This is a genomic window from Actinoplanes sp. NPDC004185 (genome assembly GCF_053603475.1).
This window is the reverse complement of the sequence record NZ_JBSGFR010000005.1, coordinates 210705-225776: the sequence shown is the minus strand read 5'-3', so window position 1 is coordinate 225776 and position 15072 is coordinate 210705. Positions and strand designations below refer to the sequence as shown.

Below are 15072 nucleotides of genomic sequence, written 5' to 3'. Positions count from 1 at the left end.
GCCTACCTCAGCCGGGTTTGCGCGCCTCGATCAGGACCCGCCGGGCGTACGAGACGAACGGGCCGCCGGCCTGGATCCGGTCGTGCACGGCGCGCAGCTGGGGCAGGTACTTCTCGATACTGAAGCCGGGCACCGTCCAGACGACCTTGCGCAGGAAATAGGTCACCGCGGCCACGTCGAAGTACTCTGCCCGCAGGCTCTCCGCCCGTACGTCGAGTACGGTCAGGCCCGCCGCCCGGGCCGCCGCCGACAGTTTCTCCGGGTGCCGCGGGTCGGGCGGCGACAGCGGGCCGAGCATGGCCTCGGACAGCTCGCGGTTGGTGCCCGCACCGATCTGCTGGGACAGGAAGGTGCCGCCGGGCCGCAGCACCCGGGCGATCTCGTCCCACCGAGTCTCGACCGGATGCCGGCTCACCACCAGGTCGAACACAGCGTCGCGGAACGGCAGGCCGGGCGCGTCGGCGGCTTCCACGACCAGCGCCCCGAGGGGCCGCAGATTGCGGGCGGCGACCGGCAGGTTCGGACGCCAGGAGTCGGTCGCCACCAGCAGAGCGGGCGGTTCCGGCACGGTGGCCAGGACCTCCCCGCCACCGGTCTGCACGTCCAGCGCCGCCTCCGCGCGGGCCATCCGGTCGGCGATCAGCCGGGCGTAGCCCCACGACGGGCGCTGCTCGGTGGCCCGCCCGTCGAACCAGGAGAAGTCCCAGCCCTCCACCGGTACGGCCGCCGCCTCGGCGATCAGGTCCTCGAACGTCGCACCCATCGGGGCAGTGTCGGTCGCCGCACCCGGCCCCGGCCAGCGATTTACTCGGGCGCGGCCTCGGCCTGGCCGGCCTTGCTGTCCTCGTCCGGGCAGGGCAGCGTGAGCTCGAGCTCGTCGATGTCCGACGGGTCGAGCAGGCTCAGGTCGCCGTCGATGATGCTCTCCGGCCGGGCGTCGGACTTGTCGCCGTGGGTGCAGACCGCGCTCCGGCCCATCCGTACGCACGAGCCCAGCAGACGGCATTCGCGGTGGCCCTGCCCCCGGTCGTGCCGGCCACGGCCGCCACTGTTCTGGCCACCACCGCCGCGTCCCCGGTTGCCGAAGGCCACCACCCGGTCCTGCGGCTCGCGGGTCACCGTCGAGTCGAGCAGACGCCGGCTCGTCTCCCGGTCCCCGGTGTAGGTGACCTCGTAGCGCAGCAGCCGCTCGCCGGGCACGCCGGGCGTCTCGATCTCCCGGGTACCGGGGGGCAGCGACGGATCCCGGACCAGCGTGGTCCGGAACGGGATGGCCTCCGTCTCGGAGACCACCTCGGTGCGGACCTCCGGCGCGGCGGGTGCCCCGGCGGGAGCAGGCGCGGCCGCTGCGGCGCCGGCCGCGGGAGCACCGCCACCGCCACCCGTACGGCCGCGGCCGGCCGAGGTGGCGCGGCGTGGCGAGCGGGTCGCCGTGCGGTCCGCCTCGCCGGGCGCCGAGCGGGTCTCGTCGGCCTCCCGTTCGGCCTGGGCATGGCCGAGGACCCCGTCGCCGAGGCCGGTCGCGCCCGCCTGGGACGGGAGCGGCACCTCGGCCGCGGGCAGGTCGACGACCGGGGAATCCCGCCCCACGGCCGTCACGACACGCGTGTCTTCGCTGGTCAAGGCGGCGATCCCGCCTGCGGTGCCGGCCACGAGGGCGAGCACCCCGAGTCCGGCAGTGGCCATCCGTACCCCGAATGGCAGCCGCGCCCAGAGGGACTTACGCGGCATTTCGAGTAGATGCTGCCAGGAATCACTAGATGTCTGGTTTAGCACCAAAGCATTGTGCTGCCGCGGCGCCGCCGGACCAGCATCACAGCCGCACCCGAAAGGATGACGCCGAAACGCCCGACGGCTATCCGACACCGCCGAGAGGTGATCGATTTCGGTCCGCCGCGCCGCACTCGGTGTGCACCGCGCTGCCGCGCCACCGGCCGACAATGCTCCCGACCCGCCACGAAACCTGGAGGTACGGTGCGCAGAACGGTCAGCATCCTGGCAGCGGCAGCGGTGGCCCTCGCCGGCTCGTTCACGATCGGTGGCCCGGCCTCGGCCGCCTCACCCAGCCTGCGCTTCCACGGCGCCCAGTACGACTCGCCGGGCAAGGACACCCGCAGCAACGCCAGCCTCAACGCCGAGTGGATCTCGCTGGTCAACACCGGCAGCAAGGCGGTCAACCTCAAGGGCTACACCATCCGCGACGCGTCGCGGCACACGTACACGTTCGGCAGCACGACGATCGCGGCCAAGGGCGGCCGGATCTGGGTGAAGACCGGCAAGGGCACCAAGTCGGGCCGCAATGTCTTCTGGGGCAGCGGCAACTACATCTGGAACAACACGGGCGACACCGCGACCCTGCGCAACGCCTCGGGCAAGTCGCTCGACACCTGCTCGTGGAAGTCCAAGGCGAACCGCACCTGGGTCGCCTGCTGACGTCGCGCCACGCAGAGCGGGCCGCCGGGGTGCTCTGCTCACCCCGGCGGCCCGCCGTATCTGTGCTGCCGGATCGGGTCAGGCGGCGACAGCGGCCTGGCGCAGCGGCGCGAGGGCGGTGCTCCACGCCACGACCTGGTCCAGCACGGTGGTCAGCGCGCCGGCCTGGTGGGCGCCCGGGGTGAACTGGCTGTAGTTGACGAAGTCGGTGGCCAGCGACAGGGTGACCGCCGCACGGACGTCCGCCATCATCAGCTCGCCGGCGATGAGGCGCAGCGACTCCACGGCGCGCGCGCCGCCGACCGAGCCGTAGCCGACGAAGCCGACGGCCTTGTTGTTCCACTCGGCGAAGAGGAAGTCGATGGCGTTCTTGAGCACGCCGGAGGTGGCGTGGTTGTACTCCGGGGTGACCATCACGAAGCCGTCGAAGGACGCGATCTTGGCCGCCCACTCCAGGGTGTGGGCCTGGCTGTACTGCGCCATCGAGGGCGGTACCGGCTCGTCGAGGTGCGGCAGCTTGTAGTCGAGCAGGTCGACCAGCTCGAACTCCGCATCGGTGCGCTGCGACGCCAGGTCCAGGACCCACTTGGCGACAGCCTCACCGTTACGGCCGGGGCGGGTGCTGCCGAGAATGATTCCGATCTTGGTCATGACCAGTGCTCCGTTGCTCGATCCGTTGTTTGCTTCGTCAAGCAAATAGGTCTGGGCGGCGTGGTGTCAAGGTCGTAGGATCTTTGTCATGTCCGCCACTCCTCTCGCCGGACCCGCCGCGGTGGTGCCGCTGAGCCCCCCGGAGGAGGCGGTGATCCGGGCGCTGGGCCGGCTCATCCTGGTCATGCCCCGCGAGCTGGACGCAGACCTCCAGCACGAGCAGCGCATGTCGCTGAGTGAATACTCGGTCCTGCGGCACCTCTCGGAAGCCGAGCACGGTCGGATGCGGATGAACGAGCTCGCCGCCGCCTGCGACATGTCGATGAGCGGGATGACCCGGCTGGCCGCCAAGCTGGAAGCCCAGGGTCATCTGCACCGGATCCGCTGCGAGAACGACGCCCGCGGGCTGAACGCGGTGCTCACCGACGACGGCCTGGCCCGGCTCCGCGAGGCGTGGCCCACCCACCTGCGCAGTGTCCGGCGCCACATCGTGGATCACCTGGAAGGGTTGGATCTGTGCCGGCTCGCGACAGCCCTCGAGGCGATGGCGGGCGGTGCCGGGACCGCGTGTCAGAGTTCCCCGCATGACGTTCCACCCCGGTGACACCGTCGTCCGGCGCTTCCTGCACTCCGACCGGCGCCTCGCCGCCGTTCAGGCCGCCCGGGTGGTCAGCGACGACGACCGCGGTCTGCTGCTGTTCGTCGACCTCGGTGCCGAGTCGATGCGGCGCACGGACCTGACCGGCGCGCCGACCCGGCACCTGTCCGTGGCCGACGAGCTGGCCATGCCGACCATGCTGTCGCCCGTACGCCGCGAGACCTTCCGGTCGCTGCTGCTCCTGCCGCCCGGCGCGCCGCACTCCGTCTCGTGGAGCTGGCTGGCCGACGGCACCTTCGCCGGCTGGTACGCCAACCTGGAGACCCCGGCGCGCCGCTGGGCCGGTGGCGCCGACTCGCACGATCAGACGCTGGACGTCCTGGTCGGCGCCGACCGTTCCTGGTTCTTCAAGGACGAGGAGGACCTGGGCGCACTGGACCCCGCGGAGGCGGCGGCCGTCCGCGCGGAGGGCGAGCGGCTGGGCAAGCTGGCCGAGACCGCGACGTTCCCGTTCGACGGCACCTGGCTCGACTTCGCGCCGCCGCCGCAGTGGACGCCGGCCACCCTGCCGCCCTGGTGGGACGCCGTCACCCCGTAACGCATGCCGTTATGGGTATACGATCGGCCGATGGCACGAGCGGCGACGACGACGGACGCGTTCAACGCGGTGGCCGAGCCCCGGCGGCGGGAGATCCTCGACCTGCTGGCCGACGGTGAGCTCGGGGTCAACGACCTGGTCGCGCTGCTCGGCCTGGCCCAGCCGCAGGTCTCCAAGCACCTGCGGGTGCTGCGCGAGGTCGACCTGGTGCACGTCCGCGACCAGGGCCGCCGCCGGCTCTACCGGCTGAACCCGGAACCGCTCAAGCCCATCCAGGAATGGCTGAGCCAGTACGACTTCCTGCTCGATCTCCTCGCCCCGGCCGCCTGACCGGTGAGCGTCTCCACCGCCGACCGGACCGCCCGGATCGCCTCCGAGGTCCTCGCCCCCGCCGTCCTGGTCGCGGGCCTGCTGCTGGTGGTCGGCTGGCACGCCGGTGACCAGCCCGGCGTCTCCCGCTGGTGGGGCCTGCCGGGCGCCCTGTTCGCGGCCGGCATCCCGCTGGCCTACGTGCTGCGCGGCGTACGGCAGGGCCGGCTGACCAGCCACCACATCCCCGAACGCGAGCACCGCCGGCTCCCGCTGCTGTTCGGCATCGCCTCGGTGGCGGCCGGGCTGCTGGTGCTGGTGCTGCTCGGCGCCCCGCGCGAAGTGCTGGCCCTGCTGGCGGCGGGTGGCGTGGGCCTGGTCGTGTTCACGGTGGTGACCCACTGGTGGAAGATGTCGATCCACGCGGGTGTGGCGGCGGGCACCGCGACGACCCTGACGGTGGTCTACGGCCCGCTCGCTCTGCTCAGCGTGCCGCTGGTCCTGCTGGCCTGCTGGGCGCGGGTGCGCCTCTCCGCCCACACCGGCGCCCAGGTCATCGTCGGCGCCCTGGTCGGCGCGGTGATCGCCGGCACGGTCTTTCCCGTCCTGCGCTGACGGTCATCCGCTCGCCGCGACCCGGGCCCCGATCAGGACGGTCACCACTCCGAGCAGGGTGGTGAACACGAACGGGCCGGTGAACGGGGCCAGCGCGAACAGCAGGCCGGAGAAGGCCAGGGCCACGCTGCCGCCCACCGCATCGGTGATGCTCTTCGCCGCTGTGTTGAAGCCCTCCTCGCCCGGAGCCGACAACGCCAGCACCAGCGTGCTGATCCGCGGATACAGCGTGCCCATGCCCGCCCCCGCCGCGAACCAGCCGATCGCCGCCACCGCGGGATGCAGAGTCAGCACCACGGTGGCGAGTTCCAGGGCCGCCCCTCCCGCCAGCAGCGTGGCGCCGGCGCGGATCGCCGTACCCGGATCGAGCCGATCGCCCAGCCGGCCCTGCACCGCCGAGGCCAGCGCCCACGCGATCGCGCCCGCGGTCAGCGTGACGCCGGACAGCCAGGTCGGCAGGCCGTAGCGGTCGTGCAGCAGCAGCGGCAGGTAGACCTCGGTGCCGAAGAAGACCCCGCCGGCGACGCCGCAGAGCACCACCGTCGCCGGCAGACCGGCGCGGACCCGGTACGTGCCCGGCGGCACCAGGTGGCGCAGCGCGAAGCCGATCACCACCACGGCGATCGGGGCCAGCAGCCAGGCCGTCGCCCGGTCCAGCTCACCCAGCGAACTGAGCGCCACCACGGCGACCGCGACGACAGCCGCCTCGACGACCCGGCGCGCGTCCGCCGCCGACGCCGGCACCCGGTCGGCCGGCGTCCGGTCCCGGCCGCGTACGGCGGGCAGCATCAGCCCACCCGCCACCGCGACCAGCGCGACCACCCCGAGAAAGACCCAATGCCAGCTCAGGGTGTCGGCGACGAAGCCGGCGACGAACGGCCCGACCATCGACGGCAGCACCCAAGCGGACGCGAAGGCACCGAAGATCTTGATGTGCAGCGGGGTGGGATAGACGAGCGCGACGAGGACGTACAGCGCCACGGTCATCCCGCCCGAGCCGAGGCCCTGCAGGAAACGCGCCGCCACGAACACCGGCATCGACGTGGCCGTGCCCGCGACGGCCAGGCCGGCCGCGAAGACGGCGATCGCGGTGAACAGCGGGACCGCCGGCCCACGCCGGTCGGCCCACGAACCGATCGCGACCATGCCCACCACGCCGGCAGCCAGCGTCGACGAGAAGGCGAGGGCGTACAGGCCGCGCCCGTGCAGGTCGGTGGTGACGATCGGCATGATCGTCGTGACCGCCAGGGACTCGAACGCGGCCAGGAACACCAGGCTCCAGGCACCGACCGTGGTCAGGGCGTACGGCCGCCGCAGGATGCCGGCCCGGGTGATCTCGCTGTCGACGCTCACCGCAGAAACCTAGAACCTCACCCCGGGTTGAGGTCAAAGGCCGCGTCAGGTGGCGCCGGTCACCGCACGTCGACGTAGTCGCTTCCGCCGGTCACCGCGGTGGAGGCGGCGTCGCCCGGGTACGTCCAGCGGAACGAGCCGTCCGCCGTCGCCTTCACCGTGGTCTTGAGCTTGCCGCTGGAGTCGGTCTTGGCGGTCTTGACCGCCGTCCAGGTGGTCGTGCCCTTCTTCGAGTACTCCAGGGTGACCGTGCGGGAGCCGTACCCCTGGTAGGTCCAGCTCTCCCAGCCGGCGCGGGTCAGCGTGCCCGTCACGGTGATGGTCTTGCCCTTGGTGACCGGCTCCGGCGACGCGTCGGTCCCCAGCTTGCAGACCCGCTTCACGCCGACTGTCCCGGCGGCGTGCCGGTCGGTGAAACCGTCCCCGCCGGATGCCCGGGCCCACGCCGCGACGGTCCAGGCGCCGGACAGCGCGTTCCGGGCCACGTCGGCCTTGACGTCCATGCTGAACGGGACTGTGCAGACCGACGAGGTGTCACTGATCTTGTCGCAGTCGGCCGGGCCGGACGCGAGCAGCACACCGTCCGGCGCGGAGTAGCCACCGTGGTAGAGGTAGGCGTCCCCCGTGGCGATGCCGGCCGGATCCGTCGCGGTGAAGGCGACGGTGAAGACCCTGGTGCCGGATACGCCGTAGGTCACATCGGCACCCTTGTTGACCACGACGTTCGTGATCTTCGTGGCGCCGGTGGTCTCGTCGGCCGGAGCCGCCGGACCGGCGAAGGCGCGGATCACCGTACGCCGCAGCCGGCCGTCCTGGTCGCCGGTCGCGGTGACCCGCAGCGACACGAAGGCAGCCGTGGCCGGCGCGGTGAGCGAGGCGCCGTCGAGCTCGGTCCAGTCGGCGCCGTCGTTCGTCGAATACTCCACCTTGTCGACCGTGGCCGGGCCGCCGCCACGGGTGGACGCCGAGGTGGTGACTTGCACGGCCCCGGCCGCGCGGTTGAGCGAGTCCAGCCCGGAGACGTTGACGCCGAGGTCGATCAGCGGCAGCGGCCCGTCGTCGGGCGCCTGGAAGTCCCACTCGCTGCGGATCTTCGTGGAGAGCCGCGACCAGGCGACCCGCCGGGTGATGGTCTGGTCGTAGTGGTGGACGGCGCCGTCGGCGGTCAGCTTCCCGGCGACCGTGGCCCGGGCGTCCGAGCCGGGACTGCCGGCCGCGTCGGCGTACGAGGCGGGCTCGTCCATGCGCAGCTCGCCGCCGTCGCGGACCGAGGAACCCGGTCCACGCGGCAGGAAGGGTCCCGCGCCGAACGTCGTGCCGTCCGAGCTCCCGGCGGGCAGCGCGCGGTCGGGCAGCACCAGAGTGCTGTCCCCGGCGCCGAGGGTGAGCTTGCGGTGCAACGTCGGGCCGGGCGTGACGTACTCGGTGACCGAGCCCGGGAGCCGTACCGGCGACTCCAGATAGGACCCGCTCCACTTGTCCTTGAGCGCGGACCCCAGCGCGGCGTTGGTGGTGACGCCCTGCGCGCGCAGGGTGGTGACGGTCTTCGCGAGCTGGGCGGTGGTCACCTTGGAGATCGGCGCGGCGGGCACGCTGCGCCACGACGTCTGCAGGTCGTAGCGGTACGGGCTGGGCACGGAGGCCGACGAACCGGCCTTGGTCTGCAGCTCGTGCATGCGCATGGTCACCCCGGTCACGGCGTACGGCGTCACATAGGACTTGGCCGGACCGCCGCTGGCGAAGCCCACCCTGTCCCGGGGGCCGACCTCCAGCCAGAACGCCGACGTGGACCGCGTGGCGGTGGCGTCGTCGGTGCGGAAGCCGGTCTCCTTGGCGCCGGACTCGGCGAAGGAGACAGACAGCGCCGCGTTGGTGACCGTGAACGTACGGACCAGCAGATAGTTGCGCTGGCGGAAGTAGCCGTACCGCGCGACGGCGAAATAGTCGCCCGGAGGCAGCTGGGCAGTGCCGTTCGGGCTGTCACCGTCGCCCTGCACTACGTGGTACTGCCAGGTGTTGCGGTCCCAGACGTACATGAACTTGCCGGAGACGGCGGTGCTCGCGGTGATGGCGAACTTCACCTGATACGTCGTCGCGGCGCTCGCGGCCGGCGGTGCCAGCGTCAGACCCAGGGCAACCACCAGGGCGGCCGCGGCGGCCCGCAAGATTTTCACCATCGGGCCACATTAGAGCCGCAACGCCACGCGCGGGGTCCCCTTATCGGCCGCCCTCACCGGCCACACAGTCCAGCGGCTACAGGAACGACTCCGGATCAAAGGCATCGACCGGGATGATGCGTACGCGCGGCAGCACGCTGGTGAAGCAGCCGGCGTCGAGCTCCAGGTCGAACAGGGTCAGGCCACTGTCGGCCAGACCGGCGAAGCCGCCGTTGAAGAACTCCGGAAAACCGACCACCCCGACCCGCCGGTCGTCGTCACCCAGCAGGCGGGTGATGTGCGGCAGGAAATCACCGTCGTGACTGGCCAGCAGCACATCGCCCGACCGCCGGCCGATCGCGTCCAGCGTGCGCTGGATGCCGATGTCCACGACCTTCTGATGCGGCGCACCGGACAGCGGCACGGGCCGGTAACCCATCGACTGCAACGCCCGGATGAACGGCGTCGGCAACACCCCGGACGACGCGTTGAGGAAGAACAGAGCCGTGACCGGCTGACCCCACTGATCCTCGGCGAACTGCCGCAACCGCTCCCACCGAGGCCGCTCCTCGGAATTGGGCCGGCGCTCGAGGATCTGCTGCCCCAGCGTCGAATCGATGTTCTCGCCATCGATGATGAGGTACGTGACAGCGTCGGCCATGGTGGCTACCTCAGACGTCGGAGCGGAAATACCGAAGTTTAGATCCTCGGCAAAGCGCGAGCGCCCCGACCACGGAAGGAGAGCCCGAAACAGTGCGCCGGATCCATCGTTACGGAGTGCTACGGTGACGGCATGACTGCGGTGCCCGAGTGGATGCGGCCGCCCCGTCCCGAGGGTTGGTACGCCGAGGACCTCGACCGGCTTGCCGAAGCACCTCGCCACACCGAACTGATCGATGGAGCGCTCGTCTTCATGATGTCTCCCCAGCGGGTGTGGCACGCCCGAGTGATCACCGCACTGGTGAACTCCCTGACGAGTCAGGCGCCGGCAGGTATCGAGGTCGACCGGGAGATCACCATCCGCCTCGACAGATGGAACCGACCGGAACCCGATCTGCTGGCGACAACGGCAGCTTACGATCCGTCCCGCACCTATTACACGCCCGAAGAGACTGTCCTGGTCGTGGAGGTGGTCTCGGCCGAGTCGGCGCACCGCGACCGCAACGTCAAGTTGCGCAAGTACGCGGAGGCCGGCATCGCGAACTACTGGCGCATCGAGGACGAGGACGGATCACCGGTGGTCCACGCCTACGAACTCGATGCGCCGACCCGGTCGTACGTACCGACCGGGATCCACCGGCACGAGCTGCGGACGACGACGCCGTTCCCGATCAAGCTCGATCTGGACGGGTTGGTGCCTGGCCGCAAGAGCTGATCGGGCACCGGCTCCACCCGAGGTGGAACCGGACCATCACTACACGTTGAAGCGGAACTCCACGACGTCGCCGTCCTTCATGATGTAGTCCTTGCCTTCCATGCGGACCTTGCCCGCCGCCTTGGCCGCGGCCATCGAGCCCGCCGCCATCAGGTCGTCGTAGCTGACGATCTCGGCCTTGATGAAGCCGCGCTGGAAGTCGGAGTGGATCACGCCTGCGGCTTCCGGGGCGGTGGCGCCGACCGGGATCACCCAGGCGCGGGCCTCCTTCGGGCCGGCCGTCAGGTACGTCTGCAGGCCCAGGGTGTTGAAGCCGACCCGGATGAGCTGGTTGAGCCCCGGCTCGGTCTGGCCGGTCGACTCGAGCAACTCCATCGCCTCGTCCTCGGGCAGGTCGATGAGCTCCGACTCGATCTTCGCGTCCATGAAGACCGCCTCGGCCGGGGCCACCAGGGCCCGCATCTCGTCCAGGAACGCCGCGTTGCCCAGCTCGGCCTCGTCGACGTTGAAGACGTACAGGAAGGGCTTGGTGGTGAGCAGGTGCAGCTCGGCGAGCAGCTCCAGCTCGATGCCCGCGGCCTTGGCCCCCGTGTACAGGGTCGTGCCCTCGTCGAGCAGCTTGAACGCCGCCTCGGCGGCCGCGACGGTCGGCAGCCGGTCCTTCTTGAGCTTGGCTTCCTTCTGCAGGCGGGGCAGGGCCTTCTCGACCGTCTGGAGGTCGGCCAGGATCAGCTCGGTGTTGATCGTCTCGATGTCGTCGGCCGGCGCGACCTTGCCGTCGACGTGCAGCACGTTCGGGTCGGAGAACGCGCGGACCACCTGGCAGATCGCCGAGGCGTCGCGGATGTTGGCCAGGAAGGCGTTGCCCCGGCCCTGGCCCTTCGACGCGCCCCGGACCAGCCCGGCGATGTCGACGAACGAGACCGGCGCGGGCAGGATCTTCTCCGAGCCGAAGATCTCGGCGAGCTTGCCCAGCCGCTCGTCGGGCAGCCCGACCACGCCGACGTTGGGCTCGATCGTCGCGAACGGGTAGTTCGCGGCGAGCACGTCGTTCTTGGTCAGGGCGTTGAACAGAGTGCTCTTGCCGACGTTGGGCAGGCCGACGATCCCGATGGTAAGGCTCACGACAGGCCAGTCTACGGGGCGCGCCATTCGTGCAGGACGGTCCCGTCCTGGGTCCAGTCGGGGGTGATGACCTCACCGGCGACGACGGTGACCCGGGCCAGGATGCTGTACGTGTCCCCCGGCCCGTACCGCCGCTGGAGGTGGCTGCGGTTGCGGTCCCGGAAGCGCGGGTCGGTCAAGGTGCGGACGGCGGCGTACGTGCCCCGGCCGTGGACGCCGTTGCAGATGGTGACCGACCGCATGCGGTTGAACGGGTTCGGCGCCCGGCAGAAGTGGGCGACGTCCTCGACGAGGCGCTGGTCCGGCGCCGTGCCTTCCAGCCTCGAGCGGTACGTCACCGAACGCCCCTGCTCGTCGGTCACCCGGAATCCGGCCGCGTCCCGGTCCGGGGTGACCGGGAGGCTCAGGGCCTGCGTCACCCGGCGGGTCATCGGCCCCTCGATGCCGCCCAGCAGCACGAGGTGGTTGGTGACGTCACTCTGGTCCAGTTCGTCGGCGAGCTTGCGGTGCACCGGCACGCCGGGGTTGGCGGCGCAGACGTGACCGTAGAGCTCCATCAGGGCGTCGAGGTCGGCGTAGGCGTCCAGCTCGACGTGATCGGGGCTCTCCGGTGAGCTGTGCGCCCGCAGCCGGGCGCAGACCAGCGTGATCGGCGACCGGTCGGCGAAGTGCCACATGCCTTCCCACGGCAACCGGGTCGTCAGCTCGTCGATGCCCTGCTGCGCCGCCGGCGCGGCCGAGGTGGCGGCCGAGCGCAGCTCCAGCAGCTCACGACGCAGTTGCTCGAAGCGGTCCAGCTCCTCGCCGTGGAGCTCCTCCAGGGCCGGCAGCCGGCCTTCGGTACGCGCGCGGGCCCCGGCGAACAACCGGGCGTAGGCGGCCAGCCAGTCCTCGGACGGGACCGCCTTGCCCTTCTCCCACGAAGAGATCAGCGGAACGCTCTTGTGGAAGGCCCGCGCGACCACTTCCTGGGTGACCGGATCGCCGTTGAAGCCCGCCTCACGCAGGCCACGCAGGCGGTCGCCGAGGCGCCGCTTCCCGCCGTCCATCATCGCCGGCCCTTCAGCCCCACTTCAGTTTTCCACTGAACGTGCGCACCACGGTGGGTGCTACGGGCGGCGATTACCCCTGAAAGCCGCAATCATGCTTCAGCCGGGGCTGAAGTGCGGCTATCGGCTGGTGAGCCCGAGCGGGTTGTCGGCCATCGTGCGGAGCTGGGTCACCATGCTCCGGGCGTCGCCGTCCGGGTTGCCGGCCAGCGCCTCGGCCAGGGCCCGCAGCTGCGGTCCGGGCAGCTGCGCCATACCGACCCCGTGCAGCGGAACCGTGACGCCGGGACCGCCCGCCGGGTCCGTGGCGATCAGCGTCGGCGCCTGCATCACCGATTCGCGGCTGGTGCCCCGGTTACGGCGGTAAGCGGTCGCGCCCCCGGTGACCGTCGCCGTCGCCAGATCGACCGTGCGGCTGCGCAGCGCCGTACGCACCGTCACCCGGGTGCCCTCCAGCCAGGCCGCCGTGCGCAGGGCGCTGAGCGCCAGGTACAGCCCGACCAGCAGGAACGGGATGCCGAGCAGGCCGATCAGCCGCAGCGGGCCGAAGCCGTCGCCGCCGTTGAACCAGCTGCCGTCCGAGATGCACTCGCGGACCGACGGGGGCAGCATCTCCGGCGGGATGCCCGAGACCTCCGACGCGCCCGGGCAGGAGTCGTCCGCACCGAACGCCCGGCCCAGCCAGCCGTCCACCACGAACGGCAGCAGGGCGAAAGCCGCACCGGCGGCCGCGAAGATCAGGCCGAACGCGGCGCCGAAGGCCTTCTGCGCCGGTGGGGAGCCGATCGACAGCCGCAGTCGCTCAGTGATCACCGGCGAAGCATACGGCCCGCACGCTCATGTCCGAATCCCGCCAGCCGAGCGCCCGGTACGGGGAGCAGACTCAGTGGCATGGAGTTGGACTTCGAACGGTGTTACCGGGCCGTCGACAGCCGTGACCAGCGGTTCGACGGCTGGTTCTACACCGCGGTCCGGACCACCGGGATCTACTGCCGGCCGTCCTGTCCGGCGGTCACACCCAGACGCGAGAACGTCACCTTCTATCCCAGCGCCGCGGCCGCGCAGCGAGGCGGCTTCCGGGCCTGCCGCCGGTGCCGTCCCGACGCCGCCCCCGGCTCCCCCGAGTGGGACCTGCGGGCCGACCTGGTCGGCCGGGCCATGCGGCTCATCGCCGACGGGGTCGTCGACCGCGAGGGCGTGCCGGGCCTGGCGAGCCGGCTCGGCTACACCGAGCGGCACCTCAACCGGCTGCTCACCGCCGAACTCGGCGCCGGGCCGCTGGCCCTGGCCCGGGCCCAGCGCGCGCAGACCGCCCGCATCCTGATCGAGACCACCGATCTGGGCCTGGCCGACATCGCGTTCGCCGCCGGCTTCGGCAGCGTGCGCCAGTTCAACGACACCATCCTCGAGGTGTACGCGCGGTCGCCGAGTGCGCTGCGCGAACGCCGGACAGCCCGGCAGCCGGAGGCGGGCACGATCAGCTTGCGGCTGGCGTTCCGGGCACCCCTGCACGCGGGCGCGTTGCTCGGGTTCCTGGCGACCCGGGCACTGCCGGGCATCGAGGAGTGCGACGTCACGACGTACCGGCGGGGGTTGGATCTGCCGCACGGCAGCGGGACCGTCGCGCTCACGCCGGCCGACCGGTGGGTCTCCGCGACGCTGCGGCTCGCGGACGTCCGCGACCTCGCGCCCGCGGTCGCCCGCTGCCGGCGGCTGTTCGACCTGGACGCGGATCCGGTCGCCGTCGACGGCCTGCTGGGTGCCGATCCCGCGCTGGCGGCGGCGGTGCGGGCCGAGCCGGGGGTACGGGTCCCGCGCGCGGTCGACGGCTTCGAGCTGGCGGTACGCGCGATCGTCGGCCAGCAGGTCTCGGTCGCCGGGGCCCGCCTGACCTTGAGCCGCCTGCTGCCCCCGGCCGCCGCCGGTGAGCTGCGCGGCTTCCCGGACGCGGCCACGGTGGCCGAGCTGAGCGACACCGCGTTCCGGATGCCCGCCGCCCGCCGGCAGACCATCCGCGCGCTCGCCCAGGCGGTCGCCGACGGCAAGCTCGACCTGGAGCCCGGCGCCGATCGCGAGGAGTCCGTCGCCCGGCTGCTCGAGCTGCCCGGCATCGGCGCCTGGACCGCCGGTTACGTGGCCATGCGGGCCATCGGCGACCCCGACGTCTTCCTGCCCACCGACGTGGCGGTCCGGCGCGGCGCGCAAGCGCTCGGCCTGCCCGGCTCCCCCAAGGCGCTGGCCGCGCACGCCGACCGCTGGCGGCCCTGGCGCTCCTACGCCCTGATGAGACTCTGGAGATCAGCATGATGCAGTACTCGACCCTCGACACCCCGGCCGGACCGTTCACCTACGTCGTCAGCTCCGCCGGAGCGGTACGCGCCAGCGGTTTCACCACGGACACGCAGGCGCTGCTCGCCCTCGTCCATCCGGCACTGCTGGAGGAGGTGCGCCCGGTCGCCGACGCCGGTGGGATCGGCGCGGTGGTGCGGTCCTATCTGGACGGTGATCTCGGGGCGCTGGACGCCGTACCGGTGGAGCAGCGGACCGGCGGGCCGTTCATGACCCACGCCTGGCAGGTGATGCGCGAGATCAAGCCGGGCTCGCCGCTGACCTACCGGGGCTACGCCGAGCTGGCCGGGCGGCCCACCGCGATCCGGGCAGCCGCGGCCGCCTGTGCGCGCAATGCCGCCGCGTTGTTCGTGCCTTGCCACCGGGTGGTCGGCACCGACGGGACCCTGCGCGGTTACCGCTGGGGCCTGGACGTCAAGACGTGGCTGCTGGCCCACGAGAGCCACGGCGCGTAGCTGTTC

The 15072-nt window shown here is 71.7% G+C and carries 17 protein-coding genes; 8 read left to right on the top strand and 9 right to left on the bottom strand.

Going from position 1 to position 15072, the window contains the following annotated elements; translation table 11 throughout:
* Nucleotides 1-7 precede the first annotated feature (7 nt).
* On the bottom strand, nt 8-763 hold the full coding sequence (locus tag ACWEOZ_RS07615) for a class I SAM-dependent methyltransferase (protein WP_451909913.1): 756 nt from the start codon (nt 761-763) through the stop codon (nt 8-10).
* A 41-nt stretch (nt 764-804) separates the two neighbouring features.
* The gene (locus tag ACWEOZ_RS07610) at nt 805-1731 is read right to left on the bottom strand and encodes a G5 domain-containing protein (protein ID WP_451909912.1); all 927 of its coding nucleotides are present in this window, start codon (nt 1729-1731) and stop codon (nt 805-807) included.
* A gap of 243 nt (nt 1732-1974) precedes the next feature.
* Between ACWEOZ_RS07610 and ACWEOZ_RS07605 the strand changes: the two genes are divergently transcribed.
* A complete protein-coding gene (locus ACWEOZ_RS07605) occupies nt 1975-2433 on the top strand; it encodes a lamin tail domain-containing protein (protein ID WP_451909911.1) in 459 nt (152 codons plus the stop codon).
* A gap of 78 nt (nt 2434-2511) precedes the next feature.
* Here the strand turns inward: ACWEOZ_RS07605 and ACWEOZ_RS07600 are convergent, their stop codons facing one another.
* Nucleotides 2512-3084 (bottom strand): NADPH-dependent FMN reductase, encoded by a 573-nt coding sequence (locus ACWEOZ_RS07600; protein WP_451909910.1) that lies wholly within the window; start codon nt 3082-3084, stop codon nt 2512-2514.
* Nucleotides 3085-3172: 88 nt separating this feature from the next.
* Here ACWEOZ_RS07600 and ACWEOZ_RS07595 point away from each other — a divergent pair, with 88 nt between their 5' ends.
* From ACWEOZ_RS07595 to ACWEOZ_RS07580, 4 genes are read left to right on the top strand one after another with little or no spacing between them, the layout of a single operon-like run.
* Entirely contained in the window at nt 3173-3688 is a 516-nt protein-coding gene (locus tag ACWEOZ_RS07595; RefSeq protein WP_451909909.1) for a MarR family winged helix-turn-helix transcriptional regulator, read from the top strand.
* Complete coding sequence (locus tag ACWEOZ_RS07590; protein WP_451909908.1) at nt 3669-4280, top strand: DUF402 domain-containing protein; 612 nt, start codon at nt 3669-3671, stop codon at nt 4278-4280. The genes ACWEOZ_RS07595 and ACWEOZ_RS07590 overlap by 20 nt, the downstream gene beginning before the upstream one ends.
* Before the next feature lie 30 nt (nt 4281-4310).
* On the top strand, nt 4311-4610 hold the full coding sequence (locus ACWEOZ_RS07585; protein WP_451909907.1) for an ArsR/SmtB family transcription factor: 300 nt from the start codon (nt 4311-4313) through the stop codon (nt 4608-4610).
* Between the two features lie 3 nt (nt 4611-4613).
* On the top strand, nt 4614-5204 hold the full coding sequence (locus tag ACWEOZ_RS07580; protein ID WP_451909906.1) for a phosphoesterase PA-phosphatase: 591 nt from the start codon (nt 4614-4616) through the stop codon (nt 5202-5204).
* Nucleotides 5205-5207: 3 nt separating this feature from the next.
* Here ACWEOZ_RS07580 and ACWEOZ_RS07575 read toward each other — a convergent pair whose 3' ends face one another.
* The 3 genes from ACWEOZ_RS07575 to ACWEOZ_RS07565 form a co-directional block, all read right to left on the bottom strand.
* On the bottom strand, nt 5208-6557 hold the full coding sequence (locus ACWEOZ_RS07575) for an MFS transporter (RefSeq protein ID WP_451909905.1): 1350 nt from the start codon (nt 6555-6557) through the stop codon (nt 5208-5210).
* Nucleotides 6558-6616: 59 nt separating this feature from the next.
* Nucleotides 6617-8734 (bottom strand): hypothetical protein, encoded by a 2118-nt coding sequence (locus tag ACWEOZ_RS07570; RefSeq protein ID WP_451909904.1) that lies wholly within the window; start codon nt 8732-8734, stop codon nt 6617-6619.
* Nucleotides 8735-8810: 76 nt separating this feature from the next.
* Nucleotides 8811-9374, bottom strand: coding sequence for an NYN domain-containing protein (locus tag ACWEOZ_RS07565; RefSeq protein ID WP_451909903.1), 564 nt, complete (start codon nt 9372-9374; stop codon nt 8811-8813).
* Nucleotides 9375-9506: 132 nt separating this feature from the next.
* Here ACWEOZ_RS07565 and ACWEOZ_RS07560 point away from each other — a divergent pair, with 132 nt between their 5' ends.
* Nucleotides 9507-10088, top strand: coding sequence for a Uma2 family endonuclease (locus tag ACWEOZ_RS07560; RefSeq protein WP_451909902.1), 582 nt, complete (start codon nt 9507-9509; stop codon nt 10086-10088).
* A 39-nt stretch (nt 10089-10127) separates the two neighbouring features.
* Here ACWEOZ_RS07560 and ychF read toward each other — a convergent pair whose 3' ends face one another.
* From ychF to ACWEOZ_RS07545, 3 genes are all read right to left on the bottom strand, one after another.
* Nucleotides 10128-11213 carry a redox-regulated ATPase YchF gene (ychF, locus tag ACWEOZ_RS07555; RefSeq protein WP_451909901.1) on the bottom strand — a complete coding sequence of 362 codons (1086 nt, stop codon included), beginning with the start codon at nt 11211-11213 and terminating at the stop codon, nt 10128-10130.
* 11 nt (nt 11214-11224) lie between these two features.
* Nucleotides 11225-12265, bottom strand: coding sequence for a helix-turn-helix domain-containing protein (locus tag ACWEOZ_RS07550; RefSeq protein WP_451909900.1), 1041 nt, complete (start codon nt 12263-12265; stop codon nt 11225-11227).
* Nucleotides 12266-12382: 117 nt separating this feature from the next.
* Entirely contained in the window at nt 12383-13075 is a 693-nt protein-coding gene (locus ACWEOZ_RS07545) for a hypothetical protein (RefSeq protein ID WP_451909899.1), read from the bottom strand.
* 78 nt (nt 13076-13153) lie between these two features.
* Between ACWEOZ_RS07545 and ACWEOZ_RS07540 the strand changes: the two genes are divergently transcribed.
* A complete protein-coding gene (locus tag ACWEOZ_RS07540) occupies nt 13154-14569 on the top strand; it encodes an AlkA N-terminal domain-containing protein (protein ID WP_451909898.1) in 1416 nt (471 codons plus the stop codon).
* Nucleotides 14566-15066: a methylated-DNA--[protein]-cysteine S-methyltransferase gene (locus tag ACWEOZ_RS07535; protein ID WP_451909897.1), complete on the top strand. Its 501-nt coding sequence runs from the start codon at nt 14566-14568 to the stop codon at nt 15064-15066. The genes ACWEOZ_RS07540 and ACWEOZ_RS07535 overlap by 4 nt, the downstream gene beginning before the upstream one ends.
* Nucleotides 15067-15072 lie beyond the last annotated feature (6 nt).